At 27.3% G+C, this 23,877-nt stretch carries 29 protein-coding genes; 13 read left to right on the top strand and 16 right to left on the bottom strand.

Features of this window, described 5'->3' with window-relative positions; translation table 11 throughout:
* Window positions 1–2 precede the first annotated feature (2 nt).
* The 6 genes from ACH5BH_RS00945 (at window position 3) to ACH5BH_RS00920 (ending at window position 5,405) form a co-directional block, all read left to right on the top strand.
* A complete protein-coding gene (locus ACH5BH_RS00945) occupies window positions 3–770 on the top strand; it encodes an efflux RND transporter periplasmic adaptor subunit (protein ID WP_423297409.1) in 768 nt (255 codons plus the stop codon).
* Entirely contained in the window at window positions 767–2,341 is a 1,575-nt protein-coding gene (locus ACH5BH_RS00940; RefSeq protein ID WP_423297149.1) for an efflux RND transporter permease subunit, read from the top strand. The genes ACH5BH_RS00945 and ACH5BH_RS00940 overlap by 4 nt, the downstream gene beginning before the upstream one ends.
* Window positions 2,342–2,349: 8 nt before the next feature.
* Window positions 2,350–4,008, top strand: a complete 1,659-nt coding sequence (locus ACH5BH_RS00935; protein WP_423297148.1) for an efflux RND transporter permease subunit — start codon at window positions 2,350–2,352, stop codon at window positions 4,006–4,008.
* A gap of 82 nt (window positions 4,009–4,090) precedes the next feature.
* The gene (locus tag ACH5BH_RS00930; RefSeq protein WP_423297147.1) at window positions 4,091–4,585 is read left to right on the top strand and encodes a redoxin domain-containing protein; all 495 of its coding nucleotides are present in this window, start codon (window positions 4,091–4,093) and stop codon (window positions 4,583–4,585) included.
* A gap of 55 nt (window positions 4,586–4,640) precedes the next feature.
* On the top strand, window positions 4,641–5,042 hold the full coding sequence (locus ACH5BH_RS00925) for a carboxymuconolactone decarboxylase family protein (RefSeq protein WP_404304334.1): 402 nt from the start codon (window positions 4,641–4,643) through the stop codon (window positions 5,040–5,042).
* A gap of 84 nt (window positions 5,043–5,126) precedes the next feature.
* The gene (locus ACH5BH_RS00920) at window positions 5,127–5,405 is read left to right on the top strand and encodes a hypothetical protein (RefSeq protein WP_404304335.1); all 279 of its coding nucleotides are present in this window, start codon (window positions 5,127–5,129) and stop codon (window positions 5,403–5,405) included.
* A 41-nt stretch (window positions 5,406–5,446) separates the two neighbouring features.
* Here ACH5BH_RS00920 and ACH5BH_RS00915 read toward each other — a convergent pair whose 3' ends face one another.
* The 16 genes from ACH5BH_RS00915 to ACH5BH_RS00840 form a co-directional block, all read right to left on the bottom strand.
* The gene (locus ACH5BH_RS00915) at window positions 5,447–6,607 is read right to left on the bottom strand and encodes an NnrS family protein (protein WP_423297146.1); all 1,161 of its coding nucleotides are present in this window, start codon (window positions 6,605–6,607) and stop codon (window positions 5,447–5,449) included.
* Window positions 6,608–6,708: 101 nt separating this feature from the next.
* Entirely contained in the window at window positions 6,709–7,170 is a 462-nt protein-coding gene (locus ACH5BH_RS00910) for an N-acetyltransferase (RefSeq protein WP_423297145.1), read from the bottom strand.
* On the bottom strand, window positions 7,151–7,762 hold the full coding sequence (yihA, locus tag ACH5BH_RS00905) for a ribosome biogenesis GTP-binding protein YihA/YsxC (RefSeq protein WP_404304338.1): 612 nt from the start codon (window positions 7,760–7,762) through the stop codon (window positions 7,151–7,153). The genes ACH5BH_RS00910 and yihA overlap by 20 nt, the downstream gene beginning before the upstream one ends.
* Window positions 7,762–8,250 (bottom strand): lipopolysaccharide transport periplasmic protein LptA, encoded by a 489-nt coding sequence (lptA, locus tag ACH5BH_RS00900; RefSeq protein WP_404304339.1) that lies wholly within the window; start codon window positions 8,248–8,250, stop codon window positions 7,762–7,764. Before lptA ends, yihA begins: the two co-directional genes overlap by 1 nt.
* A 14-nt stretch (window positions 8,251–8,264) precedes the next feature.
* Complete coding sequence (locus tag ACH5BH_RS00895) at window positions 8,265–8,792, bottom strand: hypothetical protein (RefSeq protein ID WP_423297144.1); 528 nt, start codon at window positions 8,790–8,792, stop codon at window positions 8,265–8,267.
* A complete protein-coding gene (locus ACH5BH_RS00890) occupies window positions 8,783–9,280 on the bottom strand; it encodes a KdsC family phosphatase (RefSeq protein ID WP_423297143.1) in 498 nt (165 codons plus the stop codon). The genes ACH5BH_RS00895 and ACH5BH_RS00890 overlap by 10 nt, the downstream gene beginning before the upstream one ends.
* Complete coding sequence (hisB, locus tag ACH5BH_RS00885; RefSeq protein WP_423297142.1) at window positions 9,277–9,849, bottom strand: imidazoleglycerol-phosphate dehydratase HisB; 573 nt, start codon at window positions 9,847–9,849, stop codon at window positions 9,277–9,279. The genes ACH5BH_RS00890 and hisB overlap by 4 nt, the downstream gene beginning before the upstream one ends.
* A gap of 10 nt (window positions 9,850–9,859) precedes the next feature.
* Window positions 9,860–10,795 (bottom strand): septal ring lytic transglycosylase RlpA family protein, encoded by a 936-nt coding sequence (locus tag ACH5BH_RS00880; protein ID WP_423297141.1) that lies wholly within the window; start codon window positions 10,793–10,795, stop codon window positions 9,860–9,862.
* Window positions 10,796–10,910: 115 nt separating this feature from the next.
* Window positions 10,911–11,699: a TatD family hydrolase gene (locus ACH5BH_RS00875; RefSeq protein WP_423297408.1), complete on the bottom strand. Its 789-nt coding sequence runs from the start codon at window positions 11,697–11,699 to the stop codon at window positions 10,911–10,913.
* Window positions 11,700–11,711: 12 nt separating this feature from the next.
* Window positions 11,712–12,017 carry a hypothetical protein gene (locus ACH5BH_RS00870; RefSeq protein ID WP_404304344.1) on the bottom strand — a complete coding sequence of 102 codons (306 nt, stop codon included), beginning with the start codon at window positions 12,015–12,017 and terminating at the stop codon, window positions 11,712–11,714.
* A 65-nt stretch (window positions 12,018–12,082) separates the two neighbouring features.
* Entirely contained in the window at window positions 12,083–13,411 is a 1,329-nt protein-coding gene (gene hslU, locus ACH5BH_RS00865; RefSeq protein WP_423297140.1) for an ATP-dependent protease ATPase subunit HslU, read from the bottom strand.
* A 6-nt stretch (window positions 13,412–13,417) separates the two neighbouring features.
* The gene (gene hslV, locus ACH5BH_RS00860) at window positions 13,418–13,954 is read right to left on the bottom strand and encodes an ATP-dependent protease subunit HslV (protein ID WP_404304346.1); all 537 of its coding nucleotides are present in this window, start codon (window positions 13,952–13,954) and stop codon (window positions 13,418–13,420) included.
* Window positions 13,955–14,404 (bottom strand): 50S ribosomal protein L9, encoded by a 450-nt coding sequence (rplI, locus tag ACH5BH_RS00855; RefSeq protein WP_404304347.1) that lies wholly within the window; start codon window positions 14,402–14,404, stop codon window positions 13,955–13,957. It abuts the gene before it with no gap.
* A gap of 74 nt (window positions 14,405–14,478) precedes the next feature.
* Complete coding sequence (locus ACH5BH_RS00850; RefSeq protein WP_423297139.1) at window positions 14,479–15,840, bottom strand: ArsS family sensor histidine kinase; 1,362 nt, start codon at window positions 15,838–15,840, stop codon at window positions 14,479–14,481.
* A gap of 23 nt (window positions 15,841–15,863) precedes the next feature.
* Window positions 15,864–16,493 carry a hypothetical protein gene (locus ACH5BH_RS00845; protein ID WP_423297138.1) on the bottom strand — a complete coding sequence of 210 codons (630 nt, stop codon included), beginning with the start codon at window positions 16,491–16,493 and terminating at the stop codon, window positions 15,864–15,866.
* 353 nt (window positions 16,494–16,846) lie between these two features.
* Window positions 16,847–17,488, bottom strand: a complete 642-nt coding sequence (locus ACH5BH_RS00840; protein WP_404304351.1) for a recombinase family protein — start codon at window positions 17,486–17,488, stop codon at window positions 16,847–16,849.
* Between the two features lie 222 nt (window positions 17,489–17,710).
* Between ACH5BH_RS00840 and ACH5BH_RS00835 the strand changes: the two genes are divergently transcribed.
* The 7 genes from ACH5BH_RS00835 to ACH5BH_RS00805 all read left to right on the top strand — a co-directional run bounded on the left by ACH5BH_RS00835 (window position 17,711) and on the right by ACH5BH_RS00805 (window position 23,855).
* Complete coding sequence (locus tag ACH5BH_RS00835) at window positions 17,711–18,265, top strand: UbiX family flavin prenyltransferase (RefSeq protein WP_404304352.1); 555 nt, start codon at window positions 17,711–17,713, stop codon at window positions 18,263–18,265.
* A 2-nt stretch (window positions 18,266–18,267) separates the two neighbouring features.
* Window positions 18,268–18,756, top strand: a complete 489-nt coding sequence (gene coaD / locus ACH5BH_RS00830; RefSeq protein WP_404304353.1) for a pantetheine-phosphate adenylyltransferase — start codon at window positions 18,268–18,270, stop codon at window positions 18,754–18,756.
* Window positions 18,747–19,316: a dTMP kinase gene (gene tmk, locus ACH5BH_RS00825; RefSeq protein ID WP_404304354.1), complete on the top strand. Its 570-nt coding sequence runs from the start codon at window positions 18,747–18,749 to the stop codon at window positions 19,314–19,316. Before coaD ends, tmk begins: the two co-directional genes overlap by 10 nt.
* Window positions 19,306–20,541 carry a histidine--tRNA ligase gene (hisS, locus tag ACH5BH_RS00820; RefSeq protein ID WP_404304355.1) on the top strand — a complete coding sequence of 412 codons (1,236 nt, stop codon included), beginning with the start codon at window positions 19,306–19,308 and terminating at the stop codon, window positions 20,539–20,541. Before tmk ends, hisS begins: the two co-directional genes overlap by 11 nt.
* Window positions 20,541–22,340 (top strand): biosynthetic arginine decarboxylase, encoded by a 1,800-nt coding sequence (gene speA, locus ACH5BH_RS00815; protein WP_423297407.1) that lies wholly within the window; start codon window positions 20,541–20,543, stop codon window positions 22,338–22,340. The genes hisS and speA overlap by 1 nt, the downstream gene beginning before the upstream one ends.
* A gap of 65 nt (window positions 22,341–22,405) precedes the next feature.
* On the top strand, window positions 22,406–23,122 hold the full coding sequence (gene cysE / locus ACH5BH_RS00810) for a serine O-acetyltransferase (RefSeq protein WP_404304662.1): 717 nt from the start codon (window positions 22,406–22,408) through the stop codon (window positions 23,120–23,122).
* A 1-nt stretch (window position 23,123) separates the two neighbouring features.
* Window positions 23,124–23,855: a sulfite exporter TauE/SafE family protein gene (locus tag ACH5BH_RS00805; RefSeq protein ID WP_404304356.1), complete on the top strand. Its 732-nt coding sequence runs from the start codon at window positions 23,124–23,126 to the stop codon at window positions 23,853–23,855.
* Window positions 23,856–23,877 lie beyond the last annotated feature (22 nt).

Here is a 23,877-nt window from a genome sequence, read left to right as displayed (position 1 = left end):
TGATAAAAAAAATCTTACTAATAATTTCAATATTCTTATATACACAAGCAAATGAAATAGAACTAACTGGAACTGTTATATCTGACAATGAAAAAGTGATAACTAGTAGAAGCATGGGCTTTATAAAAAAAGTTTATGTATCAGAGGGTTCATCAGTGAAAAAAGGTGATTTACTTTATGAGATTGATTCTTCAAGCTTAGATTCTAAAAAACAAGAAGCTCAGTTAAGCTTAGAGATACAGCAAAATATATATAACAATGTTAAAACAAATTATGAAAGATATAAAAGATTATATATAAAAGATTTAGTTGCTAAATACGATGTAGAAAAATTAGAGTTAGAATTACTAAATGTAAAAAATATGATTTCAATAGCAAAATCAAAACTAAAAGAAGTAAATGCACAATATGACTATTTAAAAATCAAAGCTCCAAATGATGGGCTTATTATAAAAAAATCAATAAAAACAGGAGAAATGGCAACACCTAGTATTCCTGCACTTATTTTATCTGATTTAAGTAGTTTAAAAATCAAAACAGAAGTTAGTGAAAGTAATCTAAATAGTATAAAACTTGGACAAGATGTAAATATCTCAATTCCTTCTATAAACTTTAAAAGTCTTGGAAAAATATCTGCAATTATCCCAAGTGTAAATGCTATGACCCACTCTTTTACTTTAAAAATTGCTTTTGATAAAAAAGATTACACTATTTATCCTGGTATGTATACAAAACTTTTAATTAAGCCTTTAAATCAGGAAAAAATATGAATGAAGAAAATTTTTCAAAACATATAAATAGCAATCTAAATATAGCAGGAAGATTATCTTTAGGTTTTATAAACCACCCTTTAACTGCTGTTGCTATATTTTTTATTTTGGCTTTAGGTTATATCTCTTTGATTATTATGCCAAGGGAAGAAAATCCACAAATTAAAGTAAGTGGAGGTGCTGTGATAGTTGCAATGCCAGGAGCAAAACCTAGTGAAATTCAAAAAGTAATCATTGAGCCTTTAGAGAAAAAAATACGAGAAATAAAAGGAGTTGAGCATATTTACTCTTTTGCAAAAGATTCAGTTGGAATCGTACAAGTTCAATACTATATTGGGGAAGATAAGGAAGAATCAAACCTAAAACTATACGACCAAGTTATGAGAAATATGGACTTAATGCCAAAAGGTGCTATGCAACCTATTATCAAAACTATGGATATTGATACAGATATTCCAATAGCAACTATTGCTTTTTATGCAAAAAAAACAAATGGAAAAGACGCCATATCCCAAACACAACTTTTTAAAGAAGTAAATAAAATCACAAAAGAGATAAACAAAATAGAAAATGTTGCATTGATTGATTTAAAAGGTGAGAAAAAAGAGCAATATAATATCTTGGTAGATTCAAAAAAACTTGGCTCTTATAATCTATCTCTTGGACAAATCATGCAACAAGTTCAGGGTTTATCTTATAAAACACCAAATATCCAAGGAAATACTACAACTGGAAATTTAGTGCTTTTCTCTATAAAACAAGCAATTGAATCAAAAAAAGATATTGAGAATATTATAGTATCTTATGTTAATGGTGTAGCTATTTACCTAAAAGATGTAGCAAAAGTTGAAAGAACTTTTGATATTCAAAATAAAAAAGAAGCCCTACTTTATCAAAAAAATAAAGATGGAGAGTTTGAAGAGCTACAACAAGTAACTATGATGATTTCAAAACTAAAAGGTACTAACTCAGTTATAATTAATAAAAAAATATTTGAATATATGGATAGTATCAAAGAAAATTTAGCTAAAAAAAACATAGCTTATACAATCACAAGAGATGATGGTTATACTGCAAATAATGCTGTAAATTCTTTAGTGCAAAATTTACTTATTTCTATAGTAATCATAGCAATTCTTCTTATTTTTACACTTGGTTTTAAAGAAGCTATGATTGTATCACTTACTGTTCCTATGATTTTATCACTTACACTTTTTACAGGTTTTTTACTTGATGAAACAATCAATAGAATTACACTTTTTGCATTAATAGTAAGCCTTGGTATGCTAGTCGATGCAGCTATTATTGTAATAGAAAATATACATAGACATAGAAAAGAAAAACCAAATAGCGATATAACTATAGTTTCAATCAATGCAACAAATGAGATTGGAAATGCAACAAACATAGCTACAATAGCTATTGTTCTTACATTTTTACCTATGTTCTTTGTTGGAGGAATGATGGGACAATTTATGCACCCTCTTCCTGTATTCGTGCCTATTGCCTTAATATTTTCTTTAGTGATTGCTTATGCTTTTACTCCATATTTAATTAAAAAATTTTTATAGGAATTTAAATGATAAAATTAGAAAACTTTATAAATAAAATACTTGAATCAAAAAGTAAATCAAACTTAGTTTATCTTATTACACTTATACTTTTTATTTTAAGTGTAGCTACATTTCCTATTGAAATTACAAAAGCTAAAATGCTTCCAAGTAAAGATTCAGATACTTTTTCTGTATATGTAAACCTAAAAGATGGATATAGCGTAAATCATACAAAAGAAGTGACTAGATGTATTTCTCAAGAACTTCAAAAAAATGAAAATATTACTAATATTTCTGTATTTTTAAGTGAAGGACAACCTTTAGACTTTGCAGCACTTGTAAAACAAAGTGCTTTAAAAAATAAACAATGGCAAGCAGAAATGATGGTAAACATCAAAAAAGCTGATAATAGAGATATCACAAGCTATAATCTTGTATCAAATCTAAGAGAAGAAGTTAAAGCAAAATGTTCACTATATGAAGCAAATATCAAGTTTATAGAACTACCAGCTGGCCCTCCTGTATTGGCTTCTATTGTTGCTGAGATTTATGGGGGAGATAGCTTTGAAAATAGAAGAGATTTTTCTATAAAAATAGCAAAAATCTTAAAAGAACAAGCAACTTTAGTTGATATTGATATTATGGCTAGTAGTGATTTTATAAAGTATGAACTAAAACTTGATAACAACAAAATCATAAAAAGTGGCGTAAGCTTAGAGCAAATAAAAAATATACTTTATATAGCTTATGAGGGTATACCTATTTCAGTTGTAAATGAAAACAAAGCTGAAAATCAAATACCAATATTTTTAAGACTTGATAATTCAAGGCTACTTAATACTAAAAATAAAGAGTCTTTAAATAGTAAACTTCAAAACTTAAAAGTTATGAATCAAAATGGATTTATGATAAGTATATCTGAGTTCGTGACAATAAAAGAAGTGATAAAAGAACCAGAACTTACATCTAAAAATCTAAATCAAATGATAAATGTAATAGCAGAAACAAATAAAGATAGCCAAATCTATCCTCTTTTAGATGCTAGAACACAAATGCTTGAAGATTTAAGTAGTGACTATGAAGTAATCAAAACAAATATGCTAAACCTGGCTTTCATAGATAAAAAAACAAATGAAAGATTTGATTTAGTATTTGATGGAGAGCTTAAAGTAACACTTGATACTTTCAGAGATTTAGGAGGAGCATTTATAATAGCTATTGTTTTAATCTTCTTTTTAATGGTTATGTATTATAAAAGTTTTGCCTTATCAGGAGGAATAGTTTTAGCTAGTTTTATATCAATCATAGGAGTTATTTTTGCACATATAATAATGGATGCTTTCACTACTGATACCTTCTATTTAACTGCTACATCTTTGATAGGATTTATTGGGCTTATTGGTATTAACTCAAGAAACTCTACTCTTATCATAGACTTTTCAAAACAATTAGTTATAGAAGAAAAGATGGAAATAAACAAAGCAATAGCAAAAGCAACTGCAACTAGGTCAAAACCTATCATCCTTACAGTTTTAACAATGGTATTTGCTTCTTCACTTTTAGCAACTGATGCTGTATTTGGTGGACTTGGGGTTGCACTTATTGGTGGGACACTTATATCTTATGTTGTATCTATGTTTTTTGTACCTGTTATTATCAAAAACCACTTACATAAAATCATCTAATAAACAATCTTTTTACAAAGAAAAGCTAAAATCATATCAAAGTTTCAAACTTTGATATGAAAGCAAATAAACAAGGTAATAAATGAATCCTAAACTAAAAAAATATTTAAAAGAATCAATAAAATTTATAATCATTCTAGCTATAGCTTTAAATGTACTAAGTTACTACAAATCACAAGATTTAAACAAAGATGACTTAATCTACACAAGTTACAAACTACTAGATAATAGCGAATATGATATACCAAAAGATAAACCTGTATTAGTTCACTTTTGGGCTACATGGTGTCCTATTTGTGAAATAGAAGCAAGTAATATAGAAAAAATTTCAAAAGATTATGAAGTAATCACAATAGCAACTCAATCAGGCTCAACACAAGAGATACAAAACTATCTAAAAAAACATAATCTAAGTTTCAAAGTAGTAAATGATGAAGATGGTTTCTACTCAAGAACTTTCAATATCAAAGGCTTTCCTACAACACTAATCTATGATGAAAATAGAACACTAAAATTTAGCGAAGTTGGGTATACATCAACACTTGGACTTTATGCAAGAATGTGGTGGGTTGATTAAATCTTGTCAACATGATTTTTATGATAAAATACATTATTTTATCTAAAGGTTTAAAATGAGAATTGAATTATCAAAGAATGGAAGTACACCCTTTGAAAAGTTAATAGGTCATAATAAAGATATATTAGAAAATTGGAATAATTTAGAAAATGCACTTTTTAATTCATCTTCTATTGATAAAAATATGTTAGAACAAATTAGAAGAGCTTTAGCTTTTGAAAATGAGTGTGAATATTGTAAAGTAAAAGCTGGAAATATAGATAAAAATTTAGATGAGAAAACTAATATAACTATTGCTTTTGCACAATATTTTGCGATTGACCATAAAAGTATAAGTGATGAACATTTTAAAATATTAAAACAATACTTTACAGATAAAGAAATATCAGAATTATGCTCTTTTATTGCATTTATTACTTCATGTCAGAAGCTTGGTAGAATTTATAATTTAAAGTAATCTTCTAAATAATAAAACCATTATATAGTTTTTACTATAATTTATATACAAATTAAAGAAAATCAAAAGTATAAAGGTAAAACCATGAGTTTTGAAGAACAAGGTTATTTTGATAAGGTTTACCATAGAAATGGAAGGCTTTATAAAAAGGTTACTAAAGAGAGTATTCAAGAGATGATTGATGTTGTTAACAGCAACTCTTTTTCAAGTAAAGATTTATTAATAGTTGATATTACTGATGAAAAAATCAGAGACTTTAAGAAAATGTTAGTAAAACTTGAAGCAAAAGATATTGAAGAGTTATCAATCAAGCTTGATAAGTTAAAGTATAAAGTATATTTAAGACTAAAAATAAAAAGTTAGAAATATAGGAATAAGTATAAAACTTATCCTTATTTCTATTTCTAAAATCTTAAAAGAATCTTACCATATCTAAAAGTCCACACTACAAAAAGTACTATCCAAGCAAAAGAGCTTACATATAGTAAATTCACAAAAATAGTATAATCCATCATAAAACTTAAAGAAGCAACAACTCTAAGAAGTAAGACAATTTGAGTAAATACAAAAAGTGCTGTTGTTAATCTATCAGCATATATAGTTTGAGCAGGTACAGCATGACCTAAAGTAACTCTACTTCCAAATCCTATAAGTAGTGTAGTTATAAAACCTATAGCAAATATATGAAATGAAAGTTTTAAAGTTGAAAGTTCAAATAAACTCTCAAAGAATAAAACTAAAAATCCTATTGGTAAATATAAAAAAGCAAAAGAAAGTACACTCATAATTGCCGGTGTTTTTTTATATACATTTAACTTTAATACTATATAAGTAAAAAGAACTAAACAAAAAAAACTTACAATTATTGAAAATAGAATTAAATTAAATTGAACACTAACTCCTAAAAGAAAAAGTAATACTACTATAGCTTCTCTTGTATACTTAGGCTTCACCCAAGGTCTTATTCCTGTTACATTAAAATAAAACATAGGAACCATTCTTAAAGCTACAATTATTACCATCGCAAACAAATAAGCATAAAAAGATAAATATGATAAAGAGATAGAAGTAAAAGCCTCTATTAGTAAAATTAAAGCTCCAATTATGAAAATGCTATTTATTAAAATAGAATCTTTTCTATCTGTTGCTTTTGAATTTTTAATTATCTTATAAAAAATATATGAAAAATACATCATAATAAAAGCTATTAAAATTTTTCCTAACATAGCACTAACAAAAATTGTAATAAAAACAAAGATTTGAAATAAAGCCCAAGGTATAAGATATTCATCTTTTTTTATTTCAGGATGAGCATTATATTTTGGAATAACTGTAACTAAAAATCCTAAGAAAGCATTTGTAAAAACTGCATAGTTTAAACCAAAGCTATGAATAAGAGAAAAATCAATACTTATAATACCCTTTAAACTCAAAAAAGTTAAAAGCATGATAAATATTGAAAATACTATGGCACTTGAAAAGAAAAGCTGATGGGATTGAGAAGTATATCTTTCCCACCAAGATTGTTTAGGTATGAAAGCATTTTTATTTTGTGAAAACTTCATAATAATCCTTTTTTTAGGAATATTATAATAATTGAGAATTAGTATCATTGATATGTATCAACATACTAATAAATTTTTAACTAAATACTTAAATTAATCTCTTATAAATCATAAACCATCGCTATTTCATCACAAATAGGAAAATGTTTACATCTTATACAATCTGCCCATATTTTATGTTCTGGAATATCTTCTTTTTCTATTTTCCTAAAACCTACACTTTCAAAGAAGCCTTGTTCATAAGTAAGTGATAAAATTTGCTCTAATTTATATTTCTTACCCTCTTCGATACAGGCACTAACTAGTTTTTGTCCCAGCTTAAGGCCTCTAAAATTTTTTGAAACAACTAAACTTCTAACTTCAGCAAGTCTTGCTGAATGTATATGTAAAGCTGTAAATCCAGCCATTACACCATCTACTTCGACTACAGTATATGATCTAATAGTATTAGCCATTTCATCTTCTGTACGTAAAAGAATATTTCCATTATCAACCTCTTCTTTTACTAACTCTTGCATTAAAGCTATATGAGTTACATCAGGTTTAAAAAATTTGATTTCCAAATAAATGATCCGTTATTGCTTTTTGAAGGTCTAACATCCCTCTTTTTTTTAAGTTTGATACAAATATTCCATCAGGATATGCTCTTTTTAATTTTTGTAAATCATTTTGTTTTAATTTATCAGTTTTTGTAAAAGCATTGATAATAATTTGATCGCCTCTTTTATGAGTTTTTAAAAACTCATCCACGTTCTTATCAATTTCTAAGTTTGGATGCCTTGAATCAATTAAATGAACAAATACTTGTAAATTTGGTCTCTCTTCTAAATACCCTGTTAAGTTTTTATTCCATGCAGCTTTTAAACTTTTTGATACTCTAGCATATCCAAAACCAGGTAAATCCACAAACCTTGCATAAAGATATGGAATCTCTTCATTTTCTGTTTTAAACTTAATAGCAAAGTAATTAATTAACTGTGTTTTACCTGGTGTTGATGAAGATTTTGCTAAACCTTTTCTATTTGTTAAAGTATTTAATAAAGATGACTTTCCAACATTACTTCTTCCTAAAAAGGCTACTTCTGCCATATCAGGACTTGGAGAATCTCCTATACTTTGTGCTGACTTCATAAATGAAGCTTCAACTATTTTCATTATTTAATTTCCTTACCTTGTTCAATATTTATGATAAATCTAACTGGCTTATCTTCACTACCACTAACTTTTGCCTCACCTGATAATTGATTTACATAAATTTTATCGCCATATATTTTTCTATTATCATTTTTTTCTTGTAAAAATCCATTTCCAAGTACTGTATATTCTTGCTTTGAAGGAGAATATATAATCTTATTACCTTTTCCAACATAATGTTTTTGAGCTGTTATTAACTGAAACTTTACATTTCCTGTGGCAATATATTTTGAAGGAGTTCTTACAGAACTTCCTTTCTTTGAAACAAAATATATATCTACCTTATTTGCTTCTAACCTATCTTTTCCCATTTGAATTTTAACATTTCCTGTAAATGTAGAAATTCCTTTAGAATCACTAGCTTCAAATTTTTGAGCATCTATAACAAGTTTTTGTGTTTGCGCAAAAAGAAGCGTTGAACAAACTAGTAAACCAGCTAAATATTTCATCATAAACCTTTTCTTTAATTTTTCATATCTATTTCAAAATGTACATTTTTTGACTTTAATGAATTATTCATTAAATTTAAATATAAATCAGTTCCTTTAACTATATTTTTATAATAATTTCCATCATATAATACATCATTATAAGCAATTTTTTCTTTCGTGTTATAGTATAATTTACTTGTGTTAAGATTTATAAAAGAGTCTTTTTGATAATTAACATTATCCTTAAATGTTAAAATATCTCCATGACTTATTATTAAATCAGCTTTAACTTTTTCAACAAAAAAACCTCTTTGAGGTTTTTCATTTTTGATTACAATATTTGCATTAAACATTTCATCTCTATTTTTATATTTTATAGCTTTATTAGCAATTACAACTCTAGTTAAAGTTTCTTGTGAAAGAGTAAACATTTTTGGTTTTTCAAACACTACTAAAGGAATATCTTTTATATTTTCTTTTGTCTTCTTATTCTCAACTGGAATAAAATATATACCTACAGCTAAAACCAATAAAGCATTTACAAATATATTTACACCCATGCTGCAAGGTATTCCTCTTCTAATCCATCATGCTTAATTATATATTCAATCATTTCTCTTACAGCACCCTCACCACCTTTATTTTCACAAACAAAATCAACAAAACCCTTTAAATAATGAGTTCCATTTGCAGGAGTTGCTGAGAAACCTACTTTCTTAAGCATTTTATAATCATTCAAATCATCACCTATAGCTGCAACTTGATCCCAATTTAAATTCTCTTCTTTTAAAATATTTTCTAATATTTCATCTTTATTATGAACTTTTTGATATAAATGTGTAATTTGTAAATCTTTTGCTCTTCTTTCTACAAGAAGAGATGTTCTACCTGTAATAATAGCTGCTTTTTTCCCAAGCTTTTTTGTCCAAGTAGCAATTGCTAAACCATCAGCAACATCAAAAGATTTTAATTCATCACCATTATTTGTATAAGTAATTTTTCCATCTGTTAAAGTACCATCAACATCTAATACTATAAGTTCAATCATAAAACACCTTTTGTACTTGGAATGCCAAGTCTTTCATTTTTTACAAGTGCTCTTCTTAGTGCAACTGCAAAAGCCTTAAAAGCAGCTTCTAAAATATGGTGTTTATTTCTTCCTCTATCTTCTATAATATGTACTGTTAAACCTGCATTTTTTGAAACTGCATGAAAAAACTCTTCTGCAAGCTCAACATCAAACTCTCCTACTTTTCCATCGACATTTACTTCATATACTAAATAAGGTCTATTTGATAAGTCTAAAGCACAAGAAACAGCCGCTTCATCCATTACAACTGTTGCATTTCCATATCTCTCAACAGCTTGAATAGGAAAAATCTCTTTTTTTAAAGCTTGTCCTATTACAATTCCACAGTCTTCAACTGTATGGTGTGCATCAACATGTAAATCTCCATCACATGAAAGTTCTAAATCTATCCCACTATGTTTTGAAAAAGCTTCTAACATGTGATCAAAAAAACCTACATCAGTTTTTATATTAGATTTTCCCTCACCATTAACTTCTAATTTACACTTTATATCTGTTTCTCTTGTTTTTCTATCAATTTCTACCATTATCTTAACCTTAATTTTCTAATATCAAACCGTTTAAACTATTTGAATCTTTAAATAGTTGTGCATGATTATATGAATCAAATCCAGTAATAAAAACTTTGTGTAAATATTTACTACCTGAAAGAATTTTTTTTACTTTTACATTATAGTTTCCATTAGTTAATGCTTCGTATTTTGCTTTAGTCTGCATAGCACCTTCTAATCTACCAAAAGCTCCCACTTGAATATTATACTTTCCTACATTTGCAATAGTTTTCTCTTCAATTTGCATAGGTTCTATTTTTTCTATAACTGGTTGATTTTTTACGATGGGTGTACCTATTTTTTCTTCTTGTTTTTTTGCTACATTTGTAAATACAGACTCTTTTATTGGTGCATTGTGATTTTGAAGTTCTCCATTATAACCCAATACTGTTACTTTTACTTGTGCTGTACCTTTTCTTACCATTCCAATTGCATGAGCTGCTTTATTTGATAAATCAATAATTCTTCCTGAGACAAAAGGACCTCTGTCATTAACTCTTACAATTGCACTTTTCCCATTTTCTAAGTTATCAACTCTAACCATGGTATTCATTGGTAATGTTTTATGTGCTGCTGTCATTGCATACATATTGTAAATTTCACCATTTGAAGTTTTTTTAGCATGAAATTTAGGTCCATACCAAGAAGCAATACCTCTTAACTGTTGTCCTACTTTTTCTACTTTTGGATAATATCTTACACCAAATACACTGTATGGTCTAAGAGTTGCCCTATGCATTGCTTTAGAATTTCTAATTTTTGTATTTGTAGTTGGCTTATATACTGTACTAATATCTGCTTGGCTGCTATATCCACCACCAGAATAAGAGCTTTGTTTTGAAGAACATCCAGTAAATATCACTGCACTTATAACTAAACTAGTGTTTATACTATACTTTATTGTTTTATTAAGAAAACTCAAGTCTTCTCCTATGTTTTATTAAGACTCTTTATAAAATTTTATTAAAGTTTATGCATAAGATGAATATTTATCTTACTTAAAGAGTTTACTATTGTTTAAATAGTAAACATTATATCTAAGATATACTAGAAAACTCTTTAAATAATCTTATTGCATTAGTTGTAGTAAGTTCTTCTATTTGTACTCTTGACATATCTAAAAGTTCTGCCATTTTATCTGCAACAAAAACCGTATAGTAAGGTTCATTTCTTTTTCCTCTATGAGGATGTGGTGTTAAGTATGGAGCATCTGTTTCAATAATTAATTTATTTTTAGGAATTTTAGGAAGTACTTCAACTAATTTTTTAGCATTTTTAAAAGTTAAAACCCCACCTATTCCAAAATAAAAACCATGATTAGCTAAAGGAAGAAGATGTTCACTTGCATTATAACAATGAAGAACACCTCCAACTTCTTTAGCTTGATACTCTTCTAAAATTTGTCTTGAATCATTTGAAGCATCTCTTATATGAACAATAAGAGGTTTATTTACTTTTTTAGCAAATTGTATTTGCGAAATAAAAACCTCTTTTTGCTTTTTTTTATATGCTATTTTTTCTTCTTCATTTTCAGGGAGTCTAAAATAATCCAATCCACACTCACCAACAGCAATACATTTTGGATGTTTTATATATTGTTCTAATACTTCTTCATCATACTGTTCTACATCATAAGGATGAATACCCACAGAAAAATATACTTCATCATATTGCTCTGCTAATTTTACTGCCTGCGGTAAATCTTTAAAATCTGCACCTGGAATTAAAAAACCTTTAACTCCATGAGATAGTGCATTTTGTATTACTTCATGAACATCTTCATAAAATTTTTCATTGTCTAAATGACAGTGTGTGTCAAGTATAATATTAAATCCTTTTTATGATAAAAATCTTTTTTCTACTAAATTTATAAGATTTTTAATTTGAGAAATATCTTCTACTTTTATCCATGCGTCAATACCAAAATTTTTAAAAGCATCATAATCTCCATCATCTTCAACAACAGCTATTGATACAAATTTATCAGCACAAACTTTAGACTTATTTTCTTCAAACTCAAAAATAGAATTAATATCTAACACAACAATTTGGGCTTCACCTGATGAACCACTATGAAAGTGCTCAACTTCATGATTATCACCAAATAAAGACTCTTCTACTTCACAAAATGTAACTATTTTCATATTATTTCTCCCAAAAAAATCAATTATTCTTTATTCTAACTAAAAAATTATTAATTTTTTAAATATTAAAGAATATATCTCGCAATATCCTCATCATCAACAATCTTATCAAGTTTTTCTTCTACTAACTCTTTTGTTACAGTTACTTTTTCACCTTGTTTTTCATCTGCATTAAAAGAGATATCTTCAATTACTTTCTCAATAACTGTATGAAGTCTTCTTGCACCAATATCTTCTGTTTTTTCATTTGCAGTTTCAGAATATTTAGCAAAGGCTCTAATTGATTCATCATCAAACTCTAACTCAACACCTTCAACTTCTAATAATGCTTTATATTGTCTAAGTAATGAGTTCTTAGTATTTGTAAGAATCTTATAAAGTGCTTCTTCATCTAATGATTCTAATTCAACTCTTAAAGGGAATCTTCCTTGTAACTCTGGTAATAAATCACTTGGTTTTGATACATGGAATGCTCCAGCAGCTATAAATAGGATATGATCAGTTTTAATTTGACCAAATTTAGTTTGAACACTACTTCCTTCAACAATTGGTAATAAATCTCTTTGCACACCCTCTTTTGAAGGATCTTGGTTTTGATTTGATTTACCAGAAGCGATTTTATCAATTTCATCTAAGAAAATAATACCACCTGATTCAGCTCTCTTTATAGCTTCAATTTTAATAGCTTCTTGATCAAGTAGTGACTCACTTGCTTCACCTTTTAAAAGAATTTTTGCATCTTTTATAGTAACTTCTTTTTTGATTTTTTCTTTATTAAGTCCACCTAGCATTTTATTAAGGCTTTCTTGCATAGAACTCATATCCATTGGCATACCAGAATCAATAATTTCTACATGGCTTTTTTTAGGAACTTCTATTTCAATTTTCTTTTCATCAAGATCACCTTTTAAAAGCTTTGATTCCATTAAATTATATGTTTTGATAAATGACTCTTTTGCACTCTCTGTAGCACTTTCAGGAAGAGGAGGAACAAGCTTCTCAATAATCTTTTTGTTTACTTCATCTTCAATTTTATCTTTAATTTTATCTTCAAACTCTTTAGTTACGATATTTATTGACTCATAAACTAAATCTCTAACCATAGATTCAACATCTCTTCCTACAAAACCTACTTCTGTATATTTTGAAGCTTCCACTTTTACAAATGGTAATCCCATCATTTTAGCAAGTCTTCTAGCAATTTCTGTTTTACCTACACCTGTACTTCCTATCATAAGAATATTCTTAGGCATAATTTCTTCTTGAAGAGTTGGTTCTACTCTCATTCTTCTATATCTGTTTCTTAAAGCTAAGGCAATAGTTTTTTTAGCATCTTTTTGACCAATTACATAATCATCTAAATATGCAACAATCTGCTTTGGTGTTAAATCCATATTTTATTAGTCCTCTATTTTTAATAATTTAATATTCTGATTTGTATAAATACATAATTCACCTGCTATCATTAAAGACTCTCTAACTAAATCTTCTTCATCCATATCAGCATGTTTAGCAAGTGCACGTGCAGCAGAAATTGCGAAGTTTCCACCTGAACCAATAGAAGCAATTGCTCCATCTTCTGGTTCAACAACATCACCATTTCCTGAAAGTATAAAAATATGTTCTTTATTTAATACAATCATCATAGCCTCTAATCTTCTTAGAACTTTATCTTTTCTCCACTCTTTAGAAAAACCAATAACAGCTTTTAGTAAATCACCTTTTGTATTTTCTAAGTGAGTTTCAAACATATCATAAAGATTAAAAGCATCTGCAGTACTTCCAGCAAAACCAGAAAGAATTTTACCATCATATAGTTTTCTAATTTTAGTAGCATTACCTTTTAAAACAGCATTTCCGAAAGTAACTTGTCCGTCACCTCCAATTACTGCTTTATTTTTACCTTTATATGCTAGTATCGTAGTAGCGTCAAACATCTATTCAACTCCAATAACATCTACTTTTAATGTTGCATGAATCCCATGACCTAACTTACAATCTGCCTCAAAAATTCCAGCAGCTTTAATTTTAGTTTTTAATGAGATGTTTTTCTTATCAATTTCAATATCAAACTCTGATTTTAAAGCTTCTGCAACTTCTTTATTTGTTACTGAACCAATTAAATGTCCATTTGCACCTATTTTATGTTTAATTGTTAATTTTGTAGAATTTAATTTCTCAGCTAATTCATTTGCTGTTTTAATCTCTTGTGCTTCTATTTCAGCTTTTTTTCTTTGTTCTGCTTTATATCTGTTTAGTACCTCAGGAGTTGCATGTTTTGCTAAACCTTTTCCAACTAGAAAGTTTTTACCGTAACCATCTTTTACTTCTTTTACTTCTCCAGTTTTTCCTAAACCTTTTACATCTTTAATTAATAAAACTTTCATATTATCTCCATATAAATAAATAGCAATTATTTTACTATAAATTCCATGAAGTAACTATGAAAGATAGTTTAAATTTAATTGAAAGTTATTTCAAAAATATTTTTATCATTTGAAAAGTTATAAGAAAATTTCATTTTGTGTAAATCTAAAATAGATTTAACTATATATAAACCTAAACCCATTCCATGATTTTTATTCTCTATACTATTATGAAAAGGTTTAAAATATTCATCAAGATCTTTTTCTAATTTATTCCCATTAGAAATAAATAAAATTGAACTTCTATCTAATTGAATTTTTATTTTTCTATCACTTGAATATTTCAAAGCATTATCAATTAAGTTTTTAAAAACCATTGCCATTAAATCTATATCAACTTTAACTTTATGCTTGTCGTTTATGTCTAATAATACTTTGTTGTCATTTTTATCAAGCATTAAAAACTTAAAAGACTTATCAAAAACTTCAAGTAAAGTATATTCTTTAGTATTTATTTTATAACTTTTTGAAATAATCTTTTCTATTCTTGAGAAATCATTTATTAAAGAATCCAAATTTTCAAAAATAATAACCATTCTATTTTTTTGTTTTTCATCATCAATTAATTCACTAACAATTCTTCCTTTAGCAATGGGAGTTTTCAATTCATGCATTATTGTTCTTAGAAAAAGTTGTCTTGAATTTAAAAGTAATGAAACATTTTTAGCAGTTTTATCAAACTCGTTTGCTACTTGTGCTATTTCATCTTTCCCATTAATTTTACAAGAAACTTCTATTTGATTATTAGAAAATTCACTAATGTGTTTTTTTAAAGTTGATAAAGGTTTTAAAGCTTTTAAAATCCAAATATAAATAAATACTAATAAGAAAAAAACAAGTAAAAATCTGTCACTTAAACTAACCGTTGCATTTACTATTTGTTCTCGTGAAACTATAGAGTTCTTATTTTCTAAAAGTATTATTAAAACCTCATATTCAGCTTGAGTTAACAACTCTTCTTTTTTGAAAACTATTTTTTGTTTACTTTTATCCCAATTAAAAGTAGTACATTCGTCAAAGTTTGATTTATTTGTATTTTTCTTTTTTCGTCTTAATAAACTTTGTATTACCGCATACATTTCTTTAGGATCATAAGGTTTAGACAAATAATAATCTGCCCCTATTTGAAGACCTAACACCTTATCTGTGATATCTGATCTTGCACTTGATATTATAATAGGAATATCAAAGTTTTCTGATATTTTTTTACAGACATCTAGTCCATCCATACCAGGAAGAGTTAAATCTAATATCAATATATCGTAAGAATTTATATTAGAAGACAAGCCTAAATATGAATCTTCAAAATTTGTAATATCCATATTATATTTTGACAAATATTCTCCTAAAAATATTGAAAATTCAGGATCATCTTCAATCATAAGAATTTTAATCATCAAATTAATCTTTCTTATTTAATTTAGGCATAAAATGAAGTTTTATTGTAGTTGTCTTCATTACTTAAAATATTTTGTAAAGAATTTTTTACGATATTACTAACATCATTTGATGATAAATTTGTATTATCAGGTTTATAGTTTTCAAATAAATCCATTACTTGGTCCTTTGCTTCATCATTTAAGTTTAAAATTCTACTTGTATAATCTAAAAGGCTATCAAATGTTGTACTATTGTTACTATTATAAGCATTTAAGCTATTTGTATTAGAAGAGTCATCATCGTCATCACCATATAAAAGTTCAGATAAAATATCACTTATTTCATCTTCGCTTTCTTTTGGAGGTGGTGGTGGAGGTGGCATTCCACCTTGTCCATGTGGAGCAACACCAGCTAAGTCACCTATTTGTTTTGCATCAAATCCTAAACTATCTAAAGTATTTTCAAAACTTTTTGAAGGTTGTATATTTGCTTCTTTAAATGCATTTACAATATCAGAAGCATCAGCATTTGTAAGATTAGAAGAATCATAATTTGATAAAATATTTTGAATAGTTTCTTGTTGTTCTAAAGACAAAGACTCAGAAGTATTCTTATTAGTTGATTGTGAAGTATAACTATATGAACCTAAAGCAGATAATGAATCAATCATTTTTTAATCCTTTTATTTATTATAACTAAATCTTAACTAAGTTCATTAAATAAAGATTTAATAGAAAGTAAATGAAAGTAAACATTGATTTTTTATAAATAAAACTTATACAATTTTTCCAAAATATAAACTTTTAATATCTTTAAAACTTTACATTACTTTATTTTTTGCCATACAGAAGATACATATTATTTTCAATTGTATAACTCTTATTATACTATTTTTATTATCTTTATTTATCATAGAAGTGCTTAATTTAGGGATTTATTATGATTTATGGAGTTGTTTATTTATCTTTATTGAGAGAAAAGATTTACTTTAAAGTAAATCTTTTAAACCCTTGATATTTGTTTTTAACTAGCAATATCAAGGGTGTTTGGCAAATTTTCTCTTATCTTTCTTTTTTTAACATAATTATTTAAGCCAATATGATTATTGTATCCTAGTAGTTTTGCTATTTTTCGAACTGATAAACCTACAGCTAAAAGTTCTTCTATTTTATCTCTTTGTTTATCAAATTTAGATTTTTGAATAGTCCCTTTTGGTTTCCCTAGGCTAACTCCACTTAATTTTTTTGCACTTAAAGCTTCTTTTGTTCTAAGGCTCATAAGTTCTTTTTCTAAATTAACTGTCATCGAAATAACACCTAAAATCATTTGAGTTAGCATATCTTTATCATCTACTAAATCTAAATTTTGATTTGATACAAGTATTCTTATTTTATTAGAAAGTAAGAATTTCACAATCTCTAAAATATTTTCAACAGTACGTCCAAAAACATTTAAATCAGCAACTATGATTGTAGAGTTTCTCTCACAATTTTTCAAAAGATCAAGAATATTTTTTTCATCAGCAGAACTATTTATCTCTATTTCAATACATTTATAAACATCAATTTTATTCTTTTTGATGTATGCATCTAAACTATCTTTTTGAGCCTCTGTATATTTTTCATTATTTTTATTAATTCTTATGTATGTGAAATTCTTAGACATATTTAAACCTTTACAATAAGTATATTATTTAAATTAATATAAAAACACTATGTTTATATATAGATATTTAAAATTTATACAAAATGTTATTATATAAATTCTTAATTTTTACTTAAAAGATTATTATAAACAAGTGCTTTTTGTTATTTAATTTCTTTGTTTGAATTCAAAGCTTTTTTTTGATATTATTTTTTTACTTTATAAACAACAGAAAGGTTTCATTTGAAAATTACAGTTGCTATATCTGGGGCTAGTGGGTCTAATCTTGGGTTAAACTTTATTAAAAAAATCCCAGAAAATATTGAAGTTTTTTTAGTAGTTTCAAAGAGTGCAAAAACTGCACTAAAACTAGAAACAGGACAATCTTTAAAAAAAGAGCTTGAACAAAGAGATAACATAACTATTTTTGAAGATTCAAATATAGCAGCACCAATTGCATCTGGTTCTTTTCAAGTTGATAAGATGATTATACTGCCTTGTTCTATGAATACTTTAGCAAAATGCTCTGTTGGAATTTCTGATTCTTTGATTACACGAGCCTTTACAGTTATGCTAAAAGAAAAAAGAGAAATTATTTTATGTCCAAGAGAAATGCCTTTTAATCCAATAGCTTTAGAAAACATGTTAAAACTTTCAAAAATTGGTGTAACTATTGCACCTCCTGTTTTAGGCTACTATTCAGAACAAAAAAGCTTAAGTGATATGGAAAATTTTCTAATTGGAAAATGGTTTGATTTATTAAAAATAGAACATAATTTATTTAAAAGATGGGAATAAAAATGTCTGAAACACAAGATAATACAACATATAAAAAGGCTATTTATAGTGGAACTTTTGATCCTATTACAAATGGTCATTTAGATATCATAAGAAGAGCTTCATATATTTTTGATGAAGTAATTATTGCAGTTGCTAAAAGTGAAAGAAAAGGTCCTATGTTCTCCCATGAAGATAGAGTTAAATTTACTCATGCTGCAACAGCACATTTGAAAAATGTTAGAGTTGAAGGTTTTGATACCTTGCTTGTAGAGTTTGCAACACAACTAAAAGTTAATACAATTATTAGAGGTTTAAGAGCAGTATCTGATTTTGAATATGAACTTCAAATGGGATATGCAAACTCATCAATTAACAATAAAATTGAAACTTTATATCTAATGCCTACTTTAGAAAATGCTTTTGTTTCATCAACAATTGTAAGAGAAATCATTAGGTTTAATGGTAAGTTTCAACATCTTGTACCAAAAGAAGTATTAGAATGTATGTAGTAATAGAAGGAATAGATACAGCAGGTAAATCAACACAACTTGCATTATTAGAACAAAAATATAAAGAGGCAATTTTTACAAAAGAGCCAGGTGGAACACAAATTGGCCAAAAACTTAGAACTATGGCACTAAATGGTGAAGCAAAATCAAATATTGCTGAAATGTTTTTATTTTTGGCAGATAGAGCTGAACATATTGAAGAAGTTGTTGTAAAAAATAAAGACAACATAGTGATTTCTGATAGATCTATGATTTCAGGAATTGCTTATGCTTCTATTTTTGAACTTGATAAAATGATTGAATTGAATTTATTAGCGACTAATAATACTTTACCAACTCATGCAATTTTACTTGAGTTAACGCCCCATGAATTAAAACATAGATTATCTCAGAAGCAAAATGATGCCATTGAGCTTAGAGGAATAAACTATTTATTAAACATTCAAAATAGAATGAAAGAAACAATAAAAAAACTAGGTATCAATCACAAGTTTATTGATGCAAGTTTAAGTATAGAAGAAATAGAAAAACAAATAGAGGATTTTTTAAATGGCAAATAAGCAAAATAATAAAACTATTCAAAGTCTTAGAGGAATGAAAGATATCGTAAATGATGAGAGCAAACTTTTTACATATTTTGTAGATAATGCTTGTGCGATTGCAAAAAAATATGGTTTTTCATATATAGAAACTCCTATTTTAGAAGAGACTGCACTATTTAAAAGATCAGTTGGTGAAAGTTCTGATATTGTAAACAAAGAGATGTATAACTTTGTTGATAAAGGTGAGAACAATGTTTGTATGAGACCTGAGGGAACGGCTGGTGTAGTAAGACACTTTGTAGAAAAAAAGCTTGATAGAGCTGGTGGAGTACAAAGATGGTATTACTATGGGCCTATGTTTAGATATGAAAGACCTCAAAAAGGAAGACTAAGAGAGTTTCACCAATTTGGTTGTGAAGTATTTGGTGTTGATTCTGTTATTGAAGATGCAAATATTATTATGATGTTAAAAGATATTTTAGATTTCTTTGGTATTGGTTTTAAACTTCAATTAAATTCTCTTGGTGATCATAATTGTATGCCTCAATATAAAGAAAAACTAGTTGAGCACTTAAATTCATTTAAAGATGAACTTTGTGAAGATTGTCAAAAAAGAATTGAAACTAATCCTATTAGAGTTTTAGACTGTAAGGTAGAGTCTTGTCAAGAAAAACTAGTAAATGCTCCAAAAATTACTCATAATTTATGTGAGTCTTGTGATACTGATTTTGAAAAATTAAAAGAAATTTTAGATTTCAATGGTGTAGAATATGAGATAGATACTAACTTGGTTAGAGGCTTAGATTACTACTCTAAAACTGCTTTTGAGTTTGTAAGTGATGAAATTGGAGCTCAAAGTGCAATAGCAGGTGGAGGAAGATATGACAGACTTGTAGAGTTCTTGGGTGGAAGACCAACTCCTGGAGTTGGTTTTGCTATTGGAATTGAAAGACTACTAGAACTTGTTAAAATGAAAGAAGAAAAAGAAGATGTAGTTTATATTGGTGCTTTAGATGAAGCTTCGTTAAATACAGCTATTAAACTTGCTATTCAAAAAAGAAAAACTACAAAAACTTTTGTTGAATATACACCAAGAGGATTTGGGAAACACTTTAAATTAGCAGAAAAACAAGGTGCAAATATTGTTGCTTTAATTGGTGAAAAAGAATTAAATGAAGGTACAGTTTTTGTTAAAAACATAGAAAAAAGAGAAGAAAGTACTATCAAACAAGAGGATTTTTAATATTGAATAATTATGGTATTGATATTTGGAGTGATGATAACTTCATAATTGAAGATGGTTTAGCAAAAGTAAATTACAACTGTAAACCATCTTTAATTTCACTTGTAAAACAAATTAGAGAAGAGGACTTCAAAGGTCCTTTGCTTTTAAGATTTCCACACATTACAAAAAAGCAAATAACTACTCTTTATAATACATTTAATAAAAGTATTAAAGAGTATGATTATAAAGGTAGTTTTAATGCTGTTTTTCCATTAAAAGTAAATCAACTACCAAACTTTATACACCCTTTAATAAAAAATGGTGAACAGTTTAATTATGGATTAGAAGCTGGAAGTAAAGCAGAGTTAGTTATAGCAATGACTTACAATAATACAAACTCCCCTATTACAGTAAATGGTTTTAAAGATAAAGAAATGATTCACTTAGCTTTTATCGCAAAAAGCAAGGGTCATAATATCACTGTTATAATTGAGGGATTAAATGAACTTGAAACTATTATTCAAGTTCAAAAAGAAACAAACCTTCCTTGTCCAAACATAGGTTTAAGAGTTAGACTTCATAGTGGAGGTAGTGGTCTTTGGGCTAAAAGTGGAGGAATAAACTCAAAATTTGGTTTATCATCAACTGAAATTATTGAAGCTTATGAACTACTTGAAGAAAACAATATACTAGAATATCTAACTATGATTCATTTTCATATTGGTTCAGCTATGAACTCTATTAAGCCTTTGAAAAAAGCTTTAAGAGAATCAGGTCATATTTATGCAGAGCTTAAAAACTTAGGAGCTAAAAACCTAAATAATATAAATATTGGAGGAGGCTTAGCTGTAGAGTATTCATCTTATGAAAGAACAAGATATTATTCTTTAAGAGAGTTTGCTAGTGATGTAATTTTTACATTAAAAGATATTGCTAAACAAAAAAACGTTGAAGAACCAAATATTTTTACAGAATCTGGAAGATTTATTTCAGCTGCTTCTACTATTTTAATTACCCCTGTTCTTGAACTTTTTTCTTCTGAATATGATTTAAAACACTTAAATTTAAAAGAAACAAATCCACCTTTAATTGCTGAGTTAAATGCTTTATATACAGATATGATTAAAAGAACAGCTTATGAATATATGCATGATGCAATGGATCACTTGGAATCACTTTTAACTTTATTTGATTTAGGTTATATAGATTTACAAGATAGATCAAATGCAGAGATTCTAACTCATCAAATTATAAAAAAAGCTATTGCTTTACTTGAAGTTGAAGATTATGAAGATCTAAAAAAACTTGATGAAAATATTCAAGAAAAATACCTTTTAAACTTTTCAATGTTCCAGTCTCTTCCTGATTATTGGGGAATAAATCAAGAATTTCCAGTAATGCCTTTAACTCATCTTGATAAAAAACCAACAAGAAGTGCTAGTTTATGGGATATCACTTGTGATAGTGATGGAGAACTTCCTTTTGATTCTCAAAGACCTTTATATTTACATGATGTAAATCTTAGTAAAGAAGAGTATTTTTTAGGTTTTTTTAATGTAGGTGCATATCAAGATACTTTAGGAATGAAACATAATTTATTTTCTCAACCAACAGAGGTAAATATTGTTTTTGAAGATGATGAAGTAAAACTTGAAAAGATAATCGAATCACAAAAAATTATTGATATACTTGAAGATATTGATTATGATACAAGAGAGATAAAAGATAAATTAAAAGAAAATTTAGATATTAATACATATCAAATATTAAAAAAATATCTAAATGAAAATAGTTATTTAAAGACAACTTGGAGTTAATAATGAGTGAAGAAAAAAACATACATGAACAAATAAAAGAAAAGATTCTAAATGAACAAAAAAATATTAGCCTTTGGCAACAAGTAAAAGAAGATTTTTCTGTGCCAAAACAAAACGACCCTGCTCTAAATTCAAGTTTTGAGCTTTTCTTTAATTATCCAGGTGTTTGGGCAATAGCTACACATAGACTTGCTAATAGACTGTATCTTAAAGGTTGGACTAAACTTTCAAGAGTTCTATCTGGAATTGTTTCACTATTTTCAAAAACAGATATTCATCCAGCTGCTACTATTGGAAGAAGAGTATTTATTGATCATGCAATAGGTGTAGTAATTGGAGCAACAGCAGTTGTTGAAGATGACGTACTTATTTACCAAGGTGTTACACTAGGAGGTGTAAGTCTTGATAAAGGAAAAAGACACCCCACAGTAAGAGCAAATGCAGTTATAGGTAGTGGAGCAAAGGTTTTAGGAAATCTAATAATTGGTAAAAACTCAAAAGTAGGAGCTAACTCAGTTGTAGTTTGTGATGTACCTAAGAACTCAACTGCTGTTGGTGTTCCTGCAAAGATTATAAAAAGAGATAATAAAAACTGCAAATTAGCTCATGGAGATTTACCTGATATCAATAAAGAAATGTTTAAATATCTAATTGAGAGAATTCATGTTCTTGAAGTTGCTTTAAAAGAACAAGATGGTATTGATGTAAGTGATAAAGATAAAAAGCTTGAAGAAGATTATAATAAATTTATAAATGCAATGAACTCTATAAAAAAGAAATAAAATGTTAGAGCTAGCATCTTTTGGAATATTAACAGGTTTCATATCAGGATTCTTTGGTGTGGGTGGAGGAATGATTCTTGTACCTTTACTTTTAATGTCTGGATTTGTAATGAAAGAAGCAATTGCTATTTCAATAATGCAAATGGTTTTTTCATCAATTTATGGAACTTTTTTAAATTCAAGAAAGGCTAAAAACTTTTTAAAAGATGGTTTAATAATTGGTATTGGTGGTTTTGTAGGAGGACTACAAAGTGGACTTATTGTCTCAAATGTGTCAAACTTAACACTTCAATATCTATTTATTGCTATATTAATATTTTCAATTATAAAGATATTTATAACACCTGCTTTAAACGATGAAGAACCACATTCTAAAAATAAACTAACTCTTTTTTTAATTGGTTTTTTTACAGGAATTATAGCTATGAGTATTGGGGTTGGGGGTTCTGTTATATTAACTCCTATTTTAATAGGCTTTTTAAAATATGATTTAAAAGCAGCTACAGCTTTAGGTTTATTTTTTGTTGTGTTTTCTTCTATTGCTGGTTTTACATCTTTATCATTAAATGGTCACATGTTATTTCAAGAAGGTGCTATTATTGGTTTAGCTTCACTAATTGGTGTTTATTTTGGAATAAAAGTAAAACATTTAGTTCATTCAAACTCATATAAAAAGTACATATTAATACTAAATACAATTATTTTAATAACAATGTTGTATAAAACTATCTAAAATCCAAAGAAAAATTGATTTG

This window comes from Arcobacter rhizosphaerae (assembly GCF_049472155.1).
In the GTDB taxonomy this organism is placed as follows: domain Bacteria; phylum Campylobacterota; class Campylobacteria; order Campylobacterales; family Arcobacteraceae; genus Arcobacter_B.
Note: the sequence above shows the minus strand (reverse complement) of the source record. Positions and strands in the feature narration are given on the sequence as shown.

Coding starts and splice junctions, on each gene's coding strand:
- ACH5BH_RS00940 (WP_423297149.1), top strand. CDS start 767: ATGAATGAAGAAAATTTTTCAAAACATATAAATAGCAATCTAAATATA.
- ACH5BH_RS00935 (WP_423297148.1), top strand. CDS start 2,350: ATGATAAAATTAGAAAACTTTATAAATAAAATACTTGAATCAAAAAGT.
- ACH5BH_RS00930 (WP_423297147.1), top strand. CDS start 4,091: ATGAATCCTAAACTAAAAAAATATTTAAAAGAATCAATAAAATTTATA.
- ACH5BH_RS00925 (WP_404304334.1), top strand. CDS start 4,641: ATGAGAATTGAATTATCAAAGAATGGAAGTACACCCTTTGAAAAGTTA.
- ACH5BH_RS00920 (WP_404304335.1), top strand. CDS start 5,127: ATGAGTTTTGAAGAACAAGGTTATTTTGATAAGGTTTACCATAGAAAT.
- ACH5BH_RS00915 (WP_423297146.1), bottom strand. CDS start 6,607: ATGAAGTTTTCACAAAATAAAAATGCTTTCATACCTAAACAATCTTGG.
- yihA (WP_404304338.1), bottom strand. CDS start 7,762: ATGAAAATAGTTGAAGCTTCATTTATGAAGTCAGCACAAAGTATAGGA.
- lptA (WP_404304339.1), bottom strand. CDS start 8,250: ATGAAATATTTAGCTGGTTTACTAGTTTGTTCAACGCTTCTTTTTGCG.
- ACH5BH_RS00895 (WP_423297144.1), bottom strand. CDS start 8,792: ATGGGTGTAAATATATTTGTAAATGCTTTATTGGTTTTAGCTGTAGGT.
- ACH5BH_RS00890 (WP_423297143.1), bottom strand. CDS start 9,280: ATGATTGAACTTATAGTATTAGATGTTGATGGTACTTTAACAGATGGA.
- hisB (WP_423297142.1), bottom strand. CDS start 9,849: ATGGTAGAAATTGATAGAAAAACAAGAGAAACAGATATAAAGTGTAAA.
- ACH5BH_RS00870 (WP_404304344.1), bottom strand. CDS start 12,017: ATGAAAATAGTTACATTTTGTGAAGTAGAAGAGTCTTTATTTGGTGAT.
- hslU (WP_423297140.1), bottom strand. CDS start 13,411: ATGGATTTAACACCAAAGCAGATTGTTGCATATTTAGATGATTATGTA.
- hslV (WP_404304346.1), bottom strand. CDS start 13,954: ATGTTTGACGCTACTACGATACTAGCATATAAAGGTAAAAATAAAGCA.
- rplI (WP_404304347.1), bottom strand. CDS start 14,404: ATGAAAGTTTTATTAATTAAAGATGTAAAAGGTTTAGGAAAAACTGGA.
- ACH5BH_RS00850 (WP_423297139.1), bottom strand. CDS start 15,840: ATGATTAAAATTCTTATGATTGAAGATGATCCTGAATTTTCAATATTT.
- ACH5BH_RS00845 (WP_423297138.1), bottom strand. CDS start 16,493: ATGATTGATTCATTATCTGCTTTAGGTTCATATAGTTATACTTCACAA.
- ACH5BH_RS00840 (WP_404304351.1), bottom strand. CDS start 17,488: ATGTCTAAGAATTTCACATACATAAGAATTAATAAAAATAATGAAAAA.
- coaD (WP_404304353.1), top strand. CDS start 18,268: ATGTCTGAAACACAAGATAATACAACATATAAAAAGGCTATTTATAGT.
- tmk (WP_404304354.1), top strand. CDS start 18,747: ATGTATGTAGTAATAGAAGGAATAGATACAGCAGGTAAATCAACACAA.
- hisS (WP_404304355.1), top strand. CDS start 19,306: ATGGCAAATAAGCAAAATAATAAAACTATTCAAAGTCTTAGAGGAATG.
- ACH5BH_RS00805 (WP_404304356.1), top strand. CDS start 23,124: ATGTTAGAGCTAGCATCTTTTGGAATATTAACAGGTTTCATATCAGGA.